Source organism: Photorhabdus heterorhabditis, from assembly GCF_018448905.1.
Classification (GTDB): domain Bacteria; phylum Pseudomonadota; class Gammaproteobacteria; order Enterobacterales; family Enterobacteriaceae; genus Photorhabdus; species Photorhabdus heterorhabditis.
The window spans coordinates 52,174-71,291 of record NZ_RCWA01000010.1 but is presented as its reverse complement, the minus strand read 5'-3'; the positions used below and the strand labels follow the sequence as shown (position 1 = coordinate 71,291).

At 39.6% G+C, this 19,118-nt stretch carries 15 protein-coding genes and 1 pseudogene; 7 read left to right on the top strand and 9 right to left on the bottom strand.

Annotation, left to right across the window (positions count from 1 at the left end):
- Positions 1-175: 175 nt before the first annotated feature.
- A complete protein-coding gene (locus tag EAE89_RS08595) occupies positions 176-1,516 on the bottom strand; it encodes an MATE family efflux transporter (RefSeq protein ID WP_149616565.1) in 1,341 nt (446 codons plus the stop codon).
- Between the two features lie 1,154 nt (positions 1,517-2,670).
- On the opposite strand from EAE89_RS08595, the gene EAE89_RS08590 reads away from it, so the two are divergent.
- The 6 genes and pseudogenes from EAE89_RS08590 to EAE89_RS08565 all read left to right on the top strand — a co-directional run.
- Positions 2,671-2,772, top strand: coding sequence for a pantocin A family RiPP (locus EAE89_RS08590; protein ID WP_071823668.1), 102 nt, complete (start codon positions 2,671-2,673; stop codon positions 2,770-2,772).
- Between the two features lie 46 nt (positions 2,773-2,818).
- Complete coding sequence (locus EAE89_RS08585; RefSeq protein ID WP_149616566.1) at positions 2,819-3,940, top strand: HesA/MoeB/ThiF family protein; 1,122 nt, start codon at positions 2,819-2,821, stop codon at positions 3,938-3,940.
- On the top strand, positions 3,930-4,601 hold the full coding sequence (locus tag EAE89_RS08580; RefSeq protein WP_149616567.1) for a 2OG-Fe(II) oxygenase family protein: 672 nt from the start codon (positions 3,930-3,932) through the stop codon (positions 4,599-4,601). Before EAE89_RS08585 ends, EAE89_RS08580 begins: the two co-directional genes overlap by 11 nt.
- Positions 4,594-5,472: a DMT family transporter gene (locus EAE89_RS08575; RefSeq protein WP_214085694.1), complete on the top strand. Its 879-nt coding sequence runs from the start codon at positions 4,594-4,596 to the stop codon at positions 5,470-5,472. Before EAE89_RS08580 ends, EAE89_RS08575 begins: the two co-directional genes overlap by 8 nt.
- Positions 5,469-6,905: a carboxypeptidase M32 gene (locus tag EAE89_RS08570; protein ID WP_214085693.1), complete on the top strand. Its 1,437-nt coding sequence runs from the start codon at positions 5,469-5,471 to the stop codon at positions 6,903-6,905. Before EAE89_RS08575 ends, EAE89_RS08570 begins: the two co-directional genes overlap by 4 nt.
- Before the next feature lie 20 nt (positions 6,906-6,925).
- Positions 6,926-7,027: pseudogene (locus EAE89_RS08565) on the top strand (aromatic amino acid transport family protein); the annotation flags it as partial.
- 644 nt (positions 7,028-7,671) lie between these two features.
- On the opposite strand, the gene EAE89_RS08560 reads toward EAE89_RS08565, so the two are convergent.
- Positions 7,672-8,892 carry a Tm-1-like ATP-binding domain-containing protein gene (locus EAE89_RS08560; RefSeq protein ID WP_214085692.1) on the bottom strand — a complete coding sequence of 407 codons (1,221 nt, stop codon included), beginning with the start codon at positions 8,890-8,892 and terminating at the stop codon, positions 7,672-7,674.
- 235 nt (positions 8,893-9,127) lie between these two features.
- Here EAE89_RS08560 and EAE89_RS08555 point away from each other — a divergent pair, with 235 nt between their 5' ends.
- On the top strand, positions 9,128-9,748 hold the full coding sequence (locus EAE89_RS08555; RefSeq protein ID WP_054475938.1) for a TetR/AcrR family transcriptional regulator: 621 nt from the start codon (positions 9,128-9,130) through the stop codon (positions 9,746-9,748).
- A 268-nt stretch (positions 9,749-10,016) separates the two neighbouring features.
- Here the strand turns inward: EAE89_RS08555 and EAE89_RS08550 are convergent, their stop codons facing one another.
- The 7 genes from EAE89_RS08550 to EAE89_RS08520 all read right to left on the bottom strand — a co-directional run bounded on the left by EAE89_RS08550 (position 10,017) and on the right by EAE89_RS08520 (position 18,357).
- Positions 10,017-10,223, bottom strand: a complete 207-nt coding sequence (locus EAE89_RS08550; RefSeq protein ID WP_214085691.1) for a hypothetical protein — start codon at positions 10,221-10,223, stop codon at positions 10,017-10,019.
- Positions 10,224-10,429: 206 nt separating this feature from the next.
- Positions 10,430-11,485, bottom strand: coding sequence for a ferric ABC transporter ATP-binding protein (gene fbpC / locus EAE89_RS08545; protein WP_149616569.1), 1,056 nt, complete (start codon positions 11,483-11,485; stop codon positions 10,430-10,432).
- Positions 11,486-11,500: 15 nt separating this feature from the next.
- On the bottom strand, positions 11,501-13,579 hold the full coding sequence (locus tag EAE89_RS08540; RefSeq protein WP_214085690.1) for an ABC transporter permease: 2,079 nt from the start codon (positions 13,577-13,579) through the stop codon (positions 11,501-11,503).
- 135 nt (positions 13,580-13,714) lie between these two features.
- Positions 13,715-14,746, bottom strand: coding sequence for an ABC transporter substrate-binding protein (locus tag EAE89_RS08535; RefSeq protein WP_172908952.1), 1,032 nt, complete (start codon positions 14,744-14,746; stop codon positions 13,715-13,717).
- A 17-nt stretch (positions 14,747-14,763) separates the two neighbouring features.
- Positions 14,764-16,095, bottom strand: coding sequence for an MFS transporter family glucose-6-phosphate receptor UhpC (gene uhpC, locus EAE89_RS08530; RefSeq protein ID WP_214085689.1), 1,332 nt, complete (start codon positions 16,093-16,095; stop codon positions 14,764-14,766).
- A 94-nt stretch (positions 16,096-16,189) separates the two neighbouring features.
- Positions 16,190-17,728, bottom strand: a complete 1,539-nt coding sequence (locus EAE89_RS08525) for an MASE1 domain-containing sensor histidine kinase (RefSeq protein ID WP_054475925.1) — start codon at positions 17,726-17,728, stop codon at positions 16,190-16,192.
- Positions 17,725-18,357: a response regulator gene (locus EAE89_RS08520; RefSeq protein WP_054475923.1), complete on the bottom strand. Its 633-nt coding sequence runs from the start codon at positions 18,355-18,357 to the stop codon at positions 17,725-17,727. The genes EAE89_RS08525 and EAE89_RS08520 overlap by 4 nt, the downstream gene beginning before the upstream one ends.
- Between the last annotated feature and the right edge of the window lie 761 nt (positions 18,358-19,118).

The window sequence follows — 19,118 nt, the reverse complement described above, 5'->3', positions numbered from 1 at the left end:
GCAGCAGCTTGAAAGATGAAGGGTATAGATAACGATGTGACCGGGGGTGAGAGCAGCCAACAAAGAGGCAACTTGAAAGATAACGGGTATAAATGGTGATAATGAGCAGTTAGCAACATCCTGCTTCTTATCACCATTATTTTTTTATTGTTTTTTGATGATTAGTGATTGTTGATTAAATATCTAATCGTTTGGTTTGCCATTTTTTGGATTTCCAACGCCATGTATTAATGAACCCACGGAGCCATTCATCACAGAAGAAACCGATCCAAATACCTAAGATACCCATTTCCATCTTGATCCCAAGAAAATATCCCACCGGAATAGCCACACACCACATAAAGAACATGGCAGTATATAACGGGAAACGGGCATCACCGGATGCGCGCAATGCGTTTACCATAACGATATTTGCAGTACGGATAGGCTCCATAAATACAGACAGTAAGAATAATGGCAATAAAAGTTTGATAATGGATTCGTCTTGCGTTAGAAAATGCAAGATCGGTATTCTGAACAGCCAGAAAGCGGTGACAACCCCAACGGTCACGATACAACCAATTTTCAGGCTGTTGAGGCCACGAATATAAGCGTCTTCAAACCGTTTGGCACCGACCAAATGGCCGACCATGATTTCATTACCAATGCTGATGGAGATACCAAATAACATAACAAACAGCGATAGCTGGAAGTAGAGCGTTTGTGCTGCCAGTGCGGTTTCACCCATCAAGCCAATAAAGGCTATGGCAGCCATATATTGTAAGATCCACACAACGTTTTCGCCCGCAGCGGGTAAACCGACATGTAAGATTTTACCCAACATATTCTTTGACCAGAGCAGGAAACCCGACAGCGTAAATTTAATCCGCAAGCCGTAACTGAGCAGACAGAATAACAAGATCACAGCAACAATCCGGCCAAAGACCGTAGACCAGGCGACACCTTCCAGACCATATTTAGGCAACCCGAAGAAGCCATACAGGACAATCATATTACCCAGTACAGTCAGCAAGTTAGCAATCAACGTGACATACATGGCTACTTTGGATTTCCCATAAACTCGCAGGCAAGCTGCCAGAATAATCGAAATTGCTTCAGGGATCAGACAAATACCCAGAATGTGCAGATAGCTAAAACCATCTTTCATTAGATGCTCAGGCATGTTCATGATATGTAGGATCTTATAGCCTAAGAAGATAGTAATCAGCGCACAAGTGAACCCAAGCAAGAAGTTAAATGCAATAGAAATATGGATTGCCTGACTGGCTTTATCACGTTTGCCTGCACCAATGTACTGAGCAATAACGACACTGCAACCGACGCTGATAAAATTGAAGATAGTGATAAACAGGTCAAATACTTGATTACCAACTGCCATAGCGGCCAGGTAAGAAGTAGAAACATGGCTCACCATGTAGGTGTTAATTAATAAAGTGACCAGATGGAGAAGAATATCAATAAAAATTGGCCAGCTTAATGAAAAGAGCGAACGCTCAGTAACATCGGTTTGATGCATTTGAAAAACCTGCTGATTGAAAAAGGTAAAATTAATTGTTTCTTAAGATGCGGCGTACTCAGAAAATATTCATCTATTCTACATGGTTTATTCAATGGTTAACAGTAAGGGAATAAAGATAATGTGCTTGTAGCCATAAAATAGTTTGCTGATGTGTATACTTATGATTGAGATACCGCCACTATTTACTTGCAAGGAGATTTAAGTCAGATGATAGTGAAATATTTAGTTCCATATTATAGTGTTAAATACTTAAATGAATGTTTAAATTAATAGATAAGTTAAATTTTTTCATTATAAAATATCATTTATATGATTTTTTTAATCAATTACTCATGTTTGGCGATATGTATGTCAGATGGATTTATTCAATCTGTGATTGCATTATTATCTTGTTATCTCTTTTGATGTTGTTATGTTTGACCGTTTTATTAAATTTTATTCGAAGGGTGTTTATAGTTAAATTTATCTAAATAATTTCATAAAGTTTTAATTGTAATTTAAACGTATTATCAACAAGATGATAAAAAAATAGGTGTGATTAAATTTCGTTCTGCAATTGATTCAAGGAGCGGAGTATACGGAAATAAAAATGTACCATTTAGCGAGGTGATATGATGATAAACAGATTACAACGCCAGTTATTTATGACCATTCGTCGCGATCCATTTTGAAATCTATTGGGTATAAATCAATCCTAAAATCGGCGTAATTGTCCCAGCCAGTTTGATTTCTTATTATATTTACCCCTGATAATAAAGATAAATAAATATACCCAATAGGATAGGAAGTCAGTTTCAAATATATTTTTAAGAAATTACAAATATATTTATTATTTAGACTGTTAATGCTTTTTTTAATATTAAATGGGAATAACTTATTTAATGAAATTGTTTTTTTCAAAAACCATTTGTCATTTTGATGATTACTATTTGTAATTATTAGAATGACTTAAATAGCTTAGTATCATATAACTCTTTATAAATTATCATGTTTTTTGAAAAGAAACTATCATAGCTTGATATTTTTTCTAGAGTTTAAGAAAAATTCTTGACTTTAATTATTTTTATATTATTAATTTGTTTGTTAGCTAGTTGTAATTAAATGGTTAACACTGGGAAACATAACGTAATAATCTAATTGAGGTATATACCATGAATCAAGAAATGTCTTTCGTAGAACTCGAAGAACGTATCTCTTCTATCAGCGAAGAAAAAGCTATGTACACTGAAGAAGAATCCATTGAACTCGAATAAGAACTAGATAAAAGCCGCCTAATGGCGGCTTTTGTAGGAAATTAATATGAGAATTACTAAGCCGTTAATTAAGCGCTCTCATCACATCATCCTTTCTGATGATGGTGATATTTGTATAGGTGAAGTGCCTAAGAAATCTCAAATTATTAAAAATCCGCCAGAATGGGTGAAAGTTGTTTTATCTAAACTTGATGGTTTTCATACGATCCCAAGAATAATAAAAGAAATTTCACATATGGGGTATAAAATAAATGAGCATGAAATCGTCAATTTTATTGAAAAATTAAATTCATTTGGGCTTATTGAAGATAACGCAATATTCTCAGATATTCTTACATCACAGGAAATTGAGTTATACGACAGGCAACTTCTTCAATATTCTTTAATAGATAACGAGAATATAAATTCTATAAAGTATCAAGAAAGATTAAAAGAAAGTAGAATTTTAGTTCTTGGTATGGGGGGATGGGGAACCTGGTGTTCATTGCAATTAGCGTTAGCTGGTGTGGGAACGTTAAGAATTGTTGATGGAGATGATGTTGAATTATCTAACTTGAACAGGCAAGTTCTTTATACTTTTGATGATATTGGAAAAAATAAAGTCGATGCGGCTGAGGAGGGGATAAAAAGGCACAATAAATACACGAATGTAGAAAAGTATTTTGAGTTTGCTACAACAGATGAAAATAGACTTAAAGAGATGTTGGATGGTGTTGATTTAGTTTTACTTGCATGGGCCAGCCTGGGTTATTTCAGGAAAAATACGGTTGAAGGAATAGTACATGAATTGGCTTGTAATAAAAATATACCCGTCATAGAACTGGGAGGTGATCCTTTCGAGATATCCGTTGGGCCAATTTATTTAAATAATGGGCAAGAGAAGACTTATTTTGATGCCAAGAAAAGCATTAAAAAGCAATTTTATAGTGAAAATAATGATGTAAAGAAATTCCAGGAAGCGAGGATGAAGCAACAATTCTTAGACGGTAATAGAAAGGTTAATGCGTGGCAAAGTGCACCATCATTAGCTGCAATGTCTGGGTTGGTTGCTGATCAGGTAGTAAAAATAATCACTGGATATGATGAACCTGCTCTTGTCGGTAAAAAGCTTTATATCTCGCTTAGAGATTTTAAAACCAGAGAGGAGTACATATTTGATGAAAATTAAAGATCTGTACTCAGCATTTAAGAATAAAGGCTATGTGAGTTTTTCAATAGATGAATTTTTTCCTGAGTTTGCTTTTTTTTCAGATAATTTTAATTCAATTAGTGACAGTGAGTGGTCTTATATTATAAAGAATAGGTATGGAGAGCATGATTTTTATTTGAGTGAGAATAGTATAGAGGAAATTGAAAGGGAAAAATCAATTTCAATTGAAGATTATAATAATGGTATTTTTTCATTTTCTTTCAGGCGACTTCCTGATAATGACAGGAGTGAAAAAATAACCTGTTTTTCTGAGATAAAAAACATAGTAGATAGCGAAAAATTCAAGTCATTTCTTACATCAATAACAGGCAGAGAGATAAAGAAAATGGCTTTATTATATTTAAACAGATTTGATAAAGGAGATTTTTTAACGACGCATTGTGACCCGGGAGAAAGTTTTGGCATAGTAATAAATTTGACTGATAATTGGAATCCAAACCATGGAGGATTAACGGTTATTCTGGATAATGAGCGTAAATTTATCACGGATACATTAGTTCCATATAATTTGACGACATTGATTTTCGATACCAGTGAAAAGGAAATACCTCATTTTGTGTCTATGGTGACCGCTGAGAGTAAAAAAAGGAGAATGGCCTTGGTGGTTAGATATGACTAGAAATAAAAAAGTACTTTCTTCCGCAATCCTAATAGCAATGTTATGGGGAGGCGGATTCCCTATTTCAAAAATAGCTATTGAGCAAATTGGGGTATGGCCTTTTCGTTTTTACTCAACGATTACATCCGTATTAATATTGATTTTTCTGGTTTTGATTTTATATAAAAAAAAACCGAATTTTTATGATCTGTTATTTTGTATACCTCTGGGTATTTTAAATGTTTTCTTGGTGCCTGTTTTAAATAACATATCACTAAAATATACAGATTCTGTGAAAGCATCTGTGCTTATATACACAATGCCTGCTATTACCTCTTTTCTGACAATGATAAGTAGCAGAAGAATCAGTTTTAGATCAATTACTGTGTCTATACTTTGTATATTAGGCGTTTTGATATTCATATCCTTAAAAGAAATAAGCTTTGGTGAGTGCATCATATTAGTCAGTGCCTTCGCATGGGCATTAGGAACTTTTTTATCAGAAAAAATACCCACTCAGTTAGATATATTTTCCAAGGTTTTATATCAAAATATTGTTTCATTTTTATTAATGATAATTATAACGCCATTTTTATCTACAAACCTTAATATATTTAATTTTAATGGTGAGTTTTTTCAGACAGTTACCCATATTTTTATACCTATTCTATATATGGGGATAGCGAGTGGTGTTCTTGTTTATATTTTATGGTTTTACATGATAGAACGTGGTGGCGCAGAGTTAACCGCTTATTCTGCACTTATATCGCCTATATTTAGTGTGTTGATATCCTATTATTTTCTAAATGAATCAATAACTCGCAATATGTTTATTGGCATGTTGTTTATATTTTCCAGTGTCATAATAGCATTTATAGGGAAAAAGAAATGAGGGAATTATCTGATATAAAAGAATACTATCGTTCAATATATAATATCGAACATTTGATGGATATATGTTATTGGGATCAAACTACTATGATGCCTGAGAATAGCTTCTTAGCAAGGGCAGAAGCGCTTTCAGAGGCAGAATTAATTATTCATGAAAAAAAGACATCACAAGTTATTTTTGATGCGGTAGAAAAATTACTCTTAGATGATAATCTGGATAATATCACAATAATGGCTCTTCTCTCGGCTAAAAAGGAAATTGAACAAAAGCGACTACTTCCTATTTCCTTAGTAAAAGAAATAAAGAAGATTACCTGTCAGTGTGAATATTCATGGGTTAAAAATAAAGAAATAAATAATTGGCAAGGGTTTTCAAAAGATTTGACACAATTAGTCGAATTAATAAGAGAAAAAGCCGATATTTTATCTGAAGCTTCAGGTACCAGCCCCTATGAATCATTATTGAACGAGTATGAGCCAATGATGAAGACGGATATGTTAGATAATCTTTTTGAAGAGATTCAGATGTGGCTACCTGGTTTAGCAGAACGGTTTAAATCAAACTCATTAAATAGGAATGTAAATCAGAAAATTCCAATTAGAACGCAAATAAAGATAAATAAAGAGATGCTTTCTGAACTAGGATTTGATTTTTCCAGAGGGAGATTAGATGTCAGCGCTCATCCTTTTTGTGGTGGAACCAGAGATGATATAAGAATCACGAATAGATATTCAGATTCTAATTTCATGGGTGGAATCTATGCTTCTTTACATGAATTTGGACACTCTCTATATGAAAGGAATCTTCCTAATGAATTTTTAGGCATGCCTGTATCTTATCCTTGTTCTATTGGAATACATGAAAGTCAGAGTTTATTCTTTGAAATGTGTTATGGTTATTCTGATTCTTTTATTAATTATTTATCAAAAAAAACAGTGAAATACGGATTAAATATATCAGCTAGTAGTATAAGAAAACACTTGCTGCAATTAAAACTTAATGAAACCAGGATAAATACAGATGAAATACATTACTTGCAGCATATTTATTTACGTTATTTAATTGAGAAAGATTTGATTAATAAAAATATAACGGTTAATGATATACCTGAATTATGGGATGAACTTTCTCTTAAATTATTAGGTATAAGTTCAGGGAAAGATCATAAAAATGGATGTATGCAGGATATCCATTGGGCCGCAGGTTTTTTGGGTTATTTCCCATGCTATATGCTCGGTTATATATATGCATCACAGATATATAAAAAAATAGGTGATTTAAACTACGAAGATACTCTTCTTTGGCTAAGAAAAAACATTTGGTTAAAAGGCGCCTTTTTTTCACCTGTTGATATAATCGAATCTGGTACAGAAGAGAAAATAAGTACATTATACGCAAGAGACATGATTATCGCTAAATATGAGAATATTTAATAAGAAAATGTAGGGTTGATAACAGGAGGGCACTGAATCTATTGTTGACCCTATGTTTTAACTTTGCCATCGCCAGTTCATTTCCTGGTGTTACTCTTGGGGTATTTGATTATTTGGCTGATTGTTTGTAATCCGATGAGACTAAATTGGGGAGTTTTAACAAAACTGCGGAATTCTCCCCTAAATTCTCATTGAGAGCGAAGCGAAATATTATATACCCAATAGATTTCAAGTTGCAGTGCGGCGGCAAGAGAACGCATCCCCAGGAGCATAGATAACTATGTGACTGGGGTAAGTGAACGCAGCCAACAAAGCAGCAGCTTGAAAGATGAAGGGTATATATCTTATCAAGTTTTAATTGCCTGTATATCCATAAAAAAACTCCTGCGGTGGGGGCCGCAGGAGCCTGGTGTTGACGGAAATATGCTCCGAAAGGAAGAAAACAAAGCAGGTATATTTATATTTTAATTTAGTTTGTTAACTTCCAATATGTTATGACTCGATTATTAACAGGAAGTTCTTGTGGCTTCCCTTTGGAACACGAGTATTTGGCTACTTTTACTCTTTTAGTGCGATTACTCGACAGACGTGCCGTAGAAATCGCGGCTAATAGAACAATAGCATCAGAATGCCCTATTTTGGCAACTTTTTGCCTAGTCATTAATTAGTTGTACATAATCTTTCAGTGTCAATACCGCTTCTGTACTGGCATTATCGTCAGTATTTTGGTTCATTAAGTTTTCCTCCTGTTTCAATTCTGGACTATCTATACAACTGAATTCATCATTTGCTGATATTCGCTGATCACTTGTTGGCAAAATTCAGATGAATTCACGTGATGAGAACTTTTAATCAGTTGTCTATTTTCCATTTCTATAAATGTAGACTCGAAAGCGTTGATAAATGCTTGAGTCGCTTCAGGGTTCCAGAATGGTCCATCTTCAATATCCAGAGCAGAAAAACCACCTTCAGGAATAATAAATTTCACTTTTCCTTCGCACTGATTAAGTTTTTCAGCGATCCAAATTCCCATTTGATAATTCTCTTCTGGTGTGGTGCGCATTAATGTTACATGGGGATTATGACGGTAAAATTGCCTGTTTTTATAGTGTCCCGGAATAGTATTCGGATGACCAAAATTCACCATATCTAACGCCCCGCAAGAACCAATATAAGGTATTTTTGTGCGGGCTATTGCACTCAAACGGTCAACATCACAGGCCAGAATACCGCCAAATAAATAGTCACAGACTTCAGTTGTGGTTATATCAAGCAGACTGTTAAGTAAGCGACTTTCGGCCAGTTTTTCCATGGTTTTGCCACCGCTGCCGGTTGCATGGAAAACTAAACAGTCATATTGCTGTTCCAGCTCTTTGGTCAGCAACTGTATACACGGTGTTGTCACACCAAACATTGTCAGGCCAATAGCAGGCTTATCTTCGATATTGCTCTCTTCATGAAAATAAACTGCGCCAGCAATTTGGTTGGCCGCATTTTTTAATACCTGACGAGAGATACGGTTAAGGCCAGATACATCAGTGACTGAATACAGCATAGCGATATCACTAACCCCAACATACCCAGAAACATTACCGGAAGCCATGGTAGAAACCATAAGTTTTGGTATACCTATAGGTAAAGACTGCATGGCGGGTGTAATCAGGGCTGTCCCACCAGAACCCCCTAGCCCCAGAATAGCTAAAATATCAGTTTGTCTTGATAAAAAAGTTTTAAAGGCAATTGCCATTGCGGAAATTGCTTTACCCCGATCACCACAGAAAACGGCTTCTTTGCCTTGTGGATGATGCTCTGCTACTGTTAGTGAAGTAATATCCGCGCCTCTTTCCAGTGGGCCAGGTTTAGTCGTCAAGTCCACAGTGCGAACGGCAAGGCCAGTTTTTTCTATCAGATCCCTGACGTAGAAGATTTCTGCACTCTTGGTATCAAAAATGGTGGCAATATAAATATAGCCGTGGTTATTTTTCATTATAATTATGAATATTTCCCTTGGTGCTGGCGACTAACTTATGGACAGATTATAGTCAATGTGAGACTTGAGTATCACTGTTATATCATCAAATTGAGACTATCATCTCATTTTATTTGTAAATAAATTGAATCAATTTGGGCGTTTTGTAGGTAATTAAGTAGAGTGATGATGTCGAAAAAATATTTTAACCATACGCTGATATAGAGAATCTTATTGTGAAAGAGTTGTGGCAATGATGGACTCGAATACTAAACCTCATTTTACTGGTACTCGGAAAAAAACTTATACATTGCTGATAAATGCTGCATTGGAACTTTTTGAGCAGAGAGCGATACCTTCAGTTTCCGAATTGGCAATACATGCAGGGGTTTCCAGAGCAACGGCATACCGCTATTTTCCGACGCAAAGCGATTTAATTGATGCAATCGTTAGTGCTAGCCTTGGGCCGATCCTCACTTGGAAGCCTTCTAGTGAAAATACGGAGGAGCGGATTATTGAATTATTGGATTTTGCCTATCCCCGGATGTTCCAACATGAAGGTGCATTGAGAGCCGCTCTTTTAGTTTCATTACAGCAATGGGCTCAGGGGCGTTCATCTGAGGATAAACAGGAAAAGAAATTGGTTCGTGGGCACCGTAAAGAGATCCTTTCGATGGTTGTTGAACCATTAAAAAGGCATTTTCCACCGGACACTCTGGAAAACGTCATTCGTTCTTTTTCCCTGATTTATGGTTCCGAAGTTTTTTTGGTGATGAAAGATATCTGGCATATGGATGACGCAAAAGTTATTGAAATCACTAAATGGATGGCAAAAGCCATTATTAATCAGGCGTACAGAGACTCTGAGTTATAGTTATCTATGATAAATTGTTGAGTAACAACGTCTTATTATTGACGAATTATTTTATAGTGGATATTTTGTTTATATTTCATCTAATTGATGGTGATCCCTATGCAAAATATCCCTGTATACGATGATATGCGGGTCCGATTATGGATTTTTTATGACGTCACTTTCAGCAATAAACCTATAAAAAGTGACGTCAGTATCTGCTGGTGTCATTTGGTTGGTTTGTGTCGAAAATCACTTAGGTGGCTGAAAAAAATAATATATTGAATAATTAACCAAACCTATCTTTAAATTTTCTAGAGCTAATTTTTCTGTCCATTTTGCTATTACAGTTAGGACATAAATGCTGTTTTTTACCTTCAATTTCCCACGTGTAATATTTTCTTTTGAAATTAACATTACAAATATCACATCTACTTGGTTTAAAGATCACGCCAAGAATCAACAATAAAATTATTCCACCAATCACCCATTCCACGCGCTTACTCCTATTATTTAATCAGGTCTGCCAAGGTTAATAATACTATTAATACTAGCAAAGAAAATTATGAACACGGGTTCTTTAAGCCAAGCCAATACATCGGTGTGAGCGACCAGAATTTGGTAATCGAAAAGCATTCTTGAGGGCCAAGGCCGCCGTATGGCGGCCTTCTGATCTGAAAGTCAGGATTTTTTACAATCAAATTAACAGTTACTTTTCTCTGCCAAAATAAACATCCCAAATGGATGAATTTCCAGATAGTAATTATCGCCAACATTAGGTTGCAATTGGGTGGCATTGATTTGTAGTAGCAAAGTTTGATCTTGCCAGTCTACAGTCACTTCATATTGTGGCCCCATGTAAGCCACATGGCTGATGGTGCAGAGCTGGCTTGCATGCCCGTGATGACTTAGAGTCACAGCTTCTGGCCTGACACCTACCGTTACTGATTGTTGAGTGCTGGTAAAGTTTTCCGGTCGTGGCAGGCGATAATGGAAAATTTCCACATAGTCAGCGCCCAAAGTAGCAGGAAAGATATTGGCATCTCCCATGAAACTCGCCATAAACTCAGATGCTGGCTGGCGATATAGCGTTTGTGGTGCGCCAATTTGCATGATTTTGCCTTTATTCATCACCAACACGGTATCGGAAACCGCAAATGCTTCACTTTGATCATGAGTAACATATAGCGAGGTGATGTTAAATTGTTGCTGTAATTCGCGGATTTTCTCACGCATACTGCGGCGTAGGTTAGCATCAAGGTTACTCAGTGGTTCATCGAAAAGCAGTACTTTGGGCTTAAGGATTAAGGCGCGAGCAAGGGCAATACGCTGTTGTTGTCCGCCGGAGATTTGATCAACATAACGATCTTCAAAACCATCCAGATCGACCAATTCCAGTGCTTCCTTAACCCGTTCACGTATCTCCGCTTTAGGTCTCCCCAGCATTTTTAAACCGTAGCCAATATTTTCTCCCAGCGACATATGCGGAAACAGGGCGTAGGACTGGAATACCATACAGATATCTCGTTGCTGAATAGAACGATCTGTAACGTCTTCACCATCAATGAAAATTTTGCCTTCGCTGGGTTTTTCCAGCCCGGCAACTAAACGCAATACGGTGGTTTTACCGCAACCAGACGGCCCCAACAGTGTGACCATATGCCCTTGCGGGATAGATAGCTCCAGATTATCGATCACGGTGTTGCTACCGAACCGTTTAGTTACATTTTTCAGTTCGACAAAATTTTGTTGTGTCATGTCCTTACTCCGTGATTACTGTACATTTTTGGCTTTAGAACGAGAAACCCGAGCTTCACCAATCAAATAGTCAAATAGGAAAATAATGGCCAGCATGACCACAATCAGGATAGAGCCATAAGCGATAGCAACCCCATATTCACCATCTTCCACCCGGTTCAGAATATAAGCGGTTGCTACACGGGTATCAGGTGTGACTAAGAATACAATAGCGCTGACGGTGGTAATGGCACGGACAAAGCTGTAAATCAGTGCTGATAGAATTGCCGGGCGCAGTAGCGGCAACAGAATATGGAAAATGGTTCTCATCGATCCGGCTCGCAGGCTCAGCGAGGCTTCATCCAATGATTTGTCAATCTGCCCAAGACCGGCAATACCGGCACGGATACCTACCGGTACGTTTCGCATAGTCATGGAGATGATGACAATAGCTGCGGTTCCGGTGAGATAAAAAGGTGAATCATTGAAGGCCAGAATGTAGGAAACCCCTGCAACCGTGCCTGGTACGGCAAAGCACAGCATGGTAGTGAATTCAATAGTTTTCTTACCACGGAATTCCTGCCGCACAACAATATAAGCAATCAGCAAACCCAAGATCGCGGTGATGGGGGCAGCGATACCGGCGTAGAGTAGGGTATCCAGTAATGAAGGCCATGCGCCGTCATGCATTCCTTGACCGAACAGCTTAATAAAGTTGTCCAAAGTCAGGGTGTAATCTACTCCCCAGTTGACGGTGAAACTGCCGTAGAAGATGCTGCCGTATAACAGAATGTTGAATACAACCCAGATAAACAGGATGGTACAGACACCCCAAACCAGCGAATTTGGCAACGGTTGTACATCACCACGATAGGATTTGCCGGAAACTGTGACATAGGAGCGTTTACCAATCCACATATACTGGACGCAGAATATCAGCAGAGAGAAAACCAGAAGCGAAGCGCCGAGAGTACTAGCAGCTTGATAGTCAAGTTGAGAGCCGGTGATATAGAAATAAATTTGAGTTGCCAGTACATCAAAACTACCCCCCAGCACCAGTGGGTTACTAAAATCTGCTAGTGATTGAACAATCACAATCAGGAAAGCGTTCGCCAGTGCTGGTTTCAGCAGTGGTATGAATACATTAAAAAAAGTCTGATAACGATTGGCGCGCAAGGTATAGGAGGCTTCTTCCTGCGAGGGATGGATGGTTTTGATGGCACCATCAAGGATCATAAATGCCATTGGCGTAAAAGCCAGTACCTGAGCCAGCCAGATACCGGTAAAACCATACAGCCAATTGGTGTTGGTCAGGCCGAGCCAGGTTGCCATAAACTCAGTAATGTAACCGGAGCGGCCCATCATCAATGTGACACCTAAACCAACAACAAAGGGTGGTGTGACGATGGGCAAAATAGAGAATACCCGGCCAATAATAGCGGAGCGGCGGGCAATTCTGGAGGTGTAAATTGCCAGCACCAGACCAAAGAAAGTACAGCCTATAGCAACGGACACAGAGAGCAAAATAGAGTTCGTGATAACCTGAATAATATGTGGCTGCTCCAGTATCGATATAAAAGCGAACGGAGCAAACTGACCGGCATCATCGGTAAACATCGGAATAAAAATGGCGATACTTGGATAAAGAATAAATACGCCGATCAGGGCAACAACGGTGACCAGTGAGCCAATGACAAAACTGTCCCCTCCTAGCCATTCAAGGCGAGTCAGGGCCAGAGTGATAATCGCGCCTAGTGAGATAAACAGGATAATTGTAGAGTAGCCTAGTCCACGTCCGATAAGGGCCGCACTGATAATGACCAACAAGGCACATAATAAGGCATAACCCGCATCGAAATAGTGGCGGTTACGCTGATTACAGTTTGCTGGTATCAGTGGGCGCAGCAGCAGTACTGACGGTAACAGGAACCACAGTAAGCTAAGGTTTAATCCGTTCCAGCCATAGGAGGAGAGAATTTCATCTTGAGTAGAATCGAAGAGGCCGTAGTCCAGGCTCCATGATGGTAAAAGGGCGAAAGACAACCACGCCAGGGCAATCCACCAGAACACAGCATCCCGCTTCTGTCTGATAGGCAAAATAAAAGTGTGAGACATAATTTCCCTCTTTTTTATTATTATCGTGAGATAGCAGCAGTAAGAATTTATCCCCGCAGGCGTTATTCATGTGGAAAAATCGAATAAGCCTGATGGATAGTTTCTAAGGGCGGAGTGATCCGCCCTTGATTGACCTTATTTAGCCATTTTCACTTCTGTCACCCATTTGGTGATTAACTCTTTACGCACATCACTGGCGCCGAATTTGTCCATGTCATAATTGATCAATTTTAGATCGGACAATTTAAGTGCCAGAGGAGAAGCTTTCGCTGTGGTATTGGTCAGGATTTGATAGGCTTTACCTTTTTTCCAGCTAAGTTCTTGTGCTTCTTTGGATAGTACCCAATCAACGAACAGCTTAGCGTTGTCCATATTGCGGGCATTTTTGATGATACTGACACCACCGATTTCATAGCCTGTACTTTCACATGGTGCGATAAGTTTCAGTGGTGCGCCATTTTCGACTTCCAATGAGTAATCATGCAGGAAACCGATGCCAATTGCAGATTCACCACGAGCGGCGTTGCGTGCAGGGGCGACACCGGATTTGGTGTACTGAGAGATGTTGGCGTTCAGTTTTTTCAAGTAATCAAATGCCTGATCTTTGCCCCATAACTGGACAAAAGTTGCCAGTGCGGTGTAAGCCGTACCGGAGCTTTGAGGGTCAGCAATTTGAATTTCACCTTTATATATCGGTTTTGTCAGATCTTTCCAGCAGGTTGGGATCGGGATCTTTTTCTCTTTCAGACGTTCGGTATTGACGCCATAGCCAAGAATACCGACGTAAACCGCAGAGGTGTAGTTGCCTTTACGTTTGGCGGGATCGCGAAACTGCGGCATGATTTGTGTCAGATTAGGGGATTTATAGGCGGTTAGCAGATCCATTTCACCCGCCTGAGAATGTGGGTCCAGTGTACCGCCATACCAAACGTCAGCCTGTGGATTACGTTTTTCTGCCTCAATCTTTGCCAGGGTGCTACCTGAACCATTGCGGACAAAAGTTGTTTTTACATTGTATTTTTCACCGAATGCTCTGGTTTCAGCTTCGCATAAGGCGTTAGTTGCACTGCAATAAACGATCAAACGGCCAGCGGCCTGAACATTACTGGTAAATGCAGCAAGGACCAGACCTGTTGCAATGAGTGTAGAGAGAGGTTTCAGTTTCATTATTTTGTCCTTTTTATTCAGATCTTCTTATCATTGGAAAATGGCAATGTTATCCCTGCCATATGTTCCCTTTTACTAATGTCTGCCATTAACAGAGGCATTAATAGCAAACCCATCATGGCGGATGCGACGGTGAGCAGAGCAAATATTCCTGACCACCCGTAGTGTGCAACCACCTGGCTCAATGGCCAGCCTGCCATTGCAGCGCCCAAATAGGCGTACAATCCCAAATAACCAGTGACCGTGCTGGCGGCTTGTTTATGGCAATATTCTGTTGCCGCCAACCCAATCAGCATTTGCGGGCCAAAAACAAAAAAACCAATGCTGAAAAAACAGACTGCTAATAGTGCATAGTGATGTATGGGGGTTAGCCACAATGCGGTAACAGAGATAAATAATCCCAGAGCGAAGAGAAGGATCATTGGAGCGCGCTGACCACGGAACAGTAAATCCGATCCACAACCAGAGAAGAGTGCTCCTACCAAACCACCGAGTTCAAACAGTGAAAGTGTTGCATTGGCACTGAGCAGATTAGCGCCATGTATTTCTGACAACCACAGATTCCCCCAGTCATTAATCGCCATTCTGATGAGGTAGACCAGAATGTAGGAGAACCCCAACAGCCAGATAGTTTTGTTAATCAGAATCGTATCTCTCAGTATCTGCATCATCGGCATGGGCGGCGATAGCTGTTCGTGCCGAAGTTCCAGTAAATCCTGTCGCCAGCGCCCTATACTGGGTAAACCTTGTTGCTGTGGGATGTCGCATAGCTGATAGCAGAGCCAGATACCCAGTAAAATACCGATAATTCCAGGCATCATCAAAGCAGCTTGCCAGCTGTAAGTTGTTGCCAGAAAAGCTGACAACATCGGGATTGTGATGCCGACAATATTGATGGAGATATTCCAGCATCCCCACCAAAAGCCTCGTTCATTGCGGGAGTACCAGTGTGTCAGTAATCTTGCACAAGGGGGCCATCCCCAGCCCTGAAAGAAGCCGTTCAGTGTCCAGATGATCAGTAGGGCAGAAAATGATGAGCAAAAAGCGAACATAATGTTCAATGCACCAGTCATCATTAATCCGGCACCCATAAACCAGCGATAGCCGGTGCGATCATGAAATATACCGGAAACAAATTTTGAGCCGCCGTAAGCCAGATAAAACAGACTGGTTATCCAGCCGATATCTCCTTTATCGAGTCCTAATTCCAACTGCATAACTGGCATGACAAAATTGAAGCTTTTTCGCGTCAGATAAAATGCGGCATAGCCAATGATCATGGAAATCAGCAAACGGCTACGCCAGTAGCGATAGTGTTGTGAGATCTGTTCCTGGCTGGTGGCTGGCATGCGCGATTCCTCCATGAAAAGAGAATGTAAAGAAAAATTAATCAAAATGGATGGGGTAAGGTTTTAGGTAACTAAGAATAATTCTTAGTTACATCTAATTTTCATCAAAATTTGTGGGCAGGTTAACAATTATGCGTGTGCCGTTATCATTGCTTAACTGCCAGTCTCCGCCTAGTGCCCGGATACGTTCTTCAATGCCTTGAAGACCAAAGCCGCTTTGCTTTTTATCTTCAGTGATACCGATTCCGTTATCACTGATTCTGAGTTCAATCACATCTCTGCGTTGTCGCAACGTAATATTGATTCGGCTAGCGTTAGCATGTTTACTGATATTGTTCAGCAATTCCTGAACCAGACGATAAAGGGTAAAAACCACCGTTTCATTCGCTGGATTTTGAGTGAGCAGGTAATTCAACTGGCAATCAATATCCTGCTGTTTGAAGGCGAACTCATTGATCAGATGGTGGAGTGCTTTTTCTAAAGACATCTCTTCCAGAACCGGAGGCCGCAATTGGCGCAGTAATTGACGGGTGGATTGATGAATTTGTTGAGCAAGATGATTGATCTGCTCTGCGATCATTTCTGTTGCTGGGGAAGTGGCAGTCCGTTTTACCAATGTTGCCTGAATCTGAATGGCAGTAATATTCTGACCAATTTCATCATGTAACTCGCGGGCAATACTTTTACAGACATCCTCTTCTGTATGAACTAGCTTCTTCATCAGGATATGGCGGGCGGTCAGTTCCTGCTCCAGTCGTTCACGATAGCGTTGTAGGTTTTCGGCGAGTTGCTGCTGACGGCTGATAGCTATCCCAAGTCCGATTCCCAATAGCGCTTGAATGGTCAGGAACATTTCCAGTTCACCTAAATCGTCAAAAGCCCCGTTGAATTGCCAGGCTGACGTGATCATTAGACTGCCCAATAAAGCAGCCAGTACGCCACCTTGCCAGCCATAACGATAGGCCATAAATACATTGGGGATAAATATCAGTATCACCAAAAGACTCTCAATTTCTGGTGATATAAAGATCTGGGCACTCAGCCCGAGTAAGCAGAACAGGCAGCACCACATCAGCAGGGAAGTACGTAACTGTGGATCAGAATAGTCAGAATCCAGCATATTTCTCAACTGTTGCTGACGCAGATATTCATAGATCAGATAAACAAAAGGTGACAGCAAAACACCACCCGTTAGTGAGGTAAGAAGTAAGTGATTGGCTCCGGCGGTCAGAGTCAATCCCAAACAGGTTGCCTGTAATACACTGTTGGTGGCGACGCCTGCCAGCAGAATAGAGAGCCGTTGCCAATACAAGGTATAGCGCCACCAGATCCGCTGGACCATAACAGTGGGTATCAGGCTGAGAAATGGCGATAACAGAATGATATTGTCAGTAATAAGCTGTTCACTGCCGAGCCATAGTAAGATGACAACTTCGGTGACTAATAAGGTTGGCAGGTAGCGACGGCCCAGTAGAATAAACAGTGCCAGCCGTAATCCTTGTGGCAGAAGCAGTGTGGCTTGTTGCCCGTTATCATTCAGGTAGAAACTGATGGTCCACAGAGCAAGCCAGCTCAGTGAATAGAAAATCAGCAAAAACAGTGATAACAGGCTAAATCGTAATCCAACGTTCATGGGTTCCCCGTTAGAATCTGGTGTTGCAGGGCGTAATGAACCAGATCGATAGTGCTATCGCACTGTAATTTGCCAAGAATGTTGGCCCGATGAACATGAACGGTTTTGGGGCTGAGGCTGAGTTGCTCTGCGATAGTTTTAACATTGATGCCATTGATAAGCAGATCAAATATTTCCCGTTCTCTGAGGGTCAGAACTCGCAGCGCTTTAATATCTTGTGGTGTCTGACGCAGTGCTTTCAGCGCATCAGCACACAGATAACAACCGCCTTTATGGACGGAGCGTACTGCCTGCACCAACTCTTCCGGGCCGCATCGTTTGGTGAGATAGCCGCAAGCCCCGGCGTCCAGCGCACTTTGTACAAATGCTGTGGTGTCATAAATACTGAGAATAATGGTACGGAAATCAGGCCGTTTTTGCCGTAACCGGGTGAGCAGATGCAAACCACTTTCATCCGGCATTGCGATATCCATCACCGCAACATCAATAGGGTTCCGGAGTAAATCCAGCCAGGCTTCGTTGGCGCTGCCATATTGTCCGGCGATTTCAAGATCATTCTCAAGAGTCAGTAATTGGGCAAAGCCGGAACGGACAACGACGTGGTCGTCAATAAGTGCAATTCTAATCATAATTTTTGTTATTAATTATAAACACAATAGCTTACATGATGTGCAGGAAAAACAGGTTGTGCAAATTAATCAACTAAATCTGTAAGAAAGCTAACAAATTTAGTGAATTTTTAGGTGATCTGAGCGCAGTCTGTTATCTGCTGCGCTCAGATCTCCGACAAAGTACCGGATAAATCTATGGCTCTCCTCCAGATGAGAAAAGCAAAATAATAGTTGCCGATTCTGTGATAACAAACAAAAACTCCTGCGTTTAAGGACTAATGCCGAGATGTGTCCGGATAAGGCTGTGTACATACAATCACAGATATCTAATTCAAGGAGCAAGTCATTTTCACGAAAAATCCAAAATAATCACAACTAGTAAACGGAAATATCTACACGATATTGATATAATTATCTATTGAAATAAGGAGATATATTGTGGTTTTGAATTCATATATGCGTGAGATTATTATGCAACAAAAACAGAAAACACTCAGAGTACTGTTTTTTCTGTTCCATAAGTGCGATAAATGACAGAAATTCTATCTTCTATACATTTGTTAAAAACATTATTAGAGAAATAGATTAAGAGGAAATTTGGTAAATAGAGTGTAAAAATTAGGTATGGATGTTTAATAAAATAATTAAATAACGTTTCATAATTCTGCTGCATATTTCTTTAATTCATTGTTATTAATGTGATTATTGGTGGTGTGATATGTGGCGCGGTTTTGGAGTCTTATTTAAAATACTGATTATAAATCCAATGAGTTATTTAA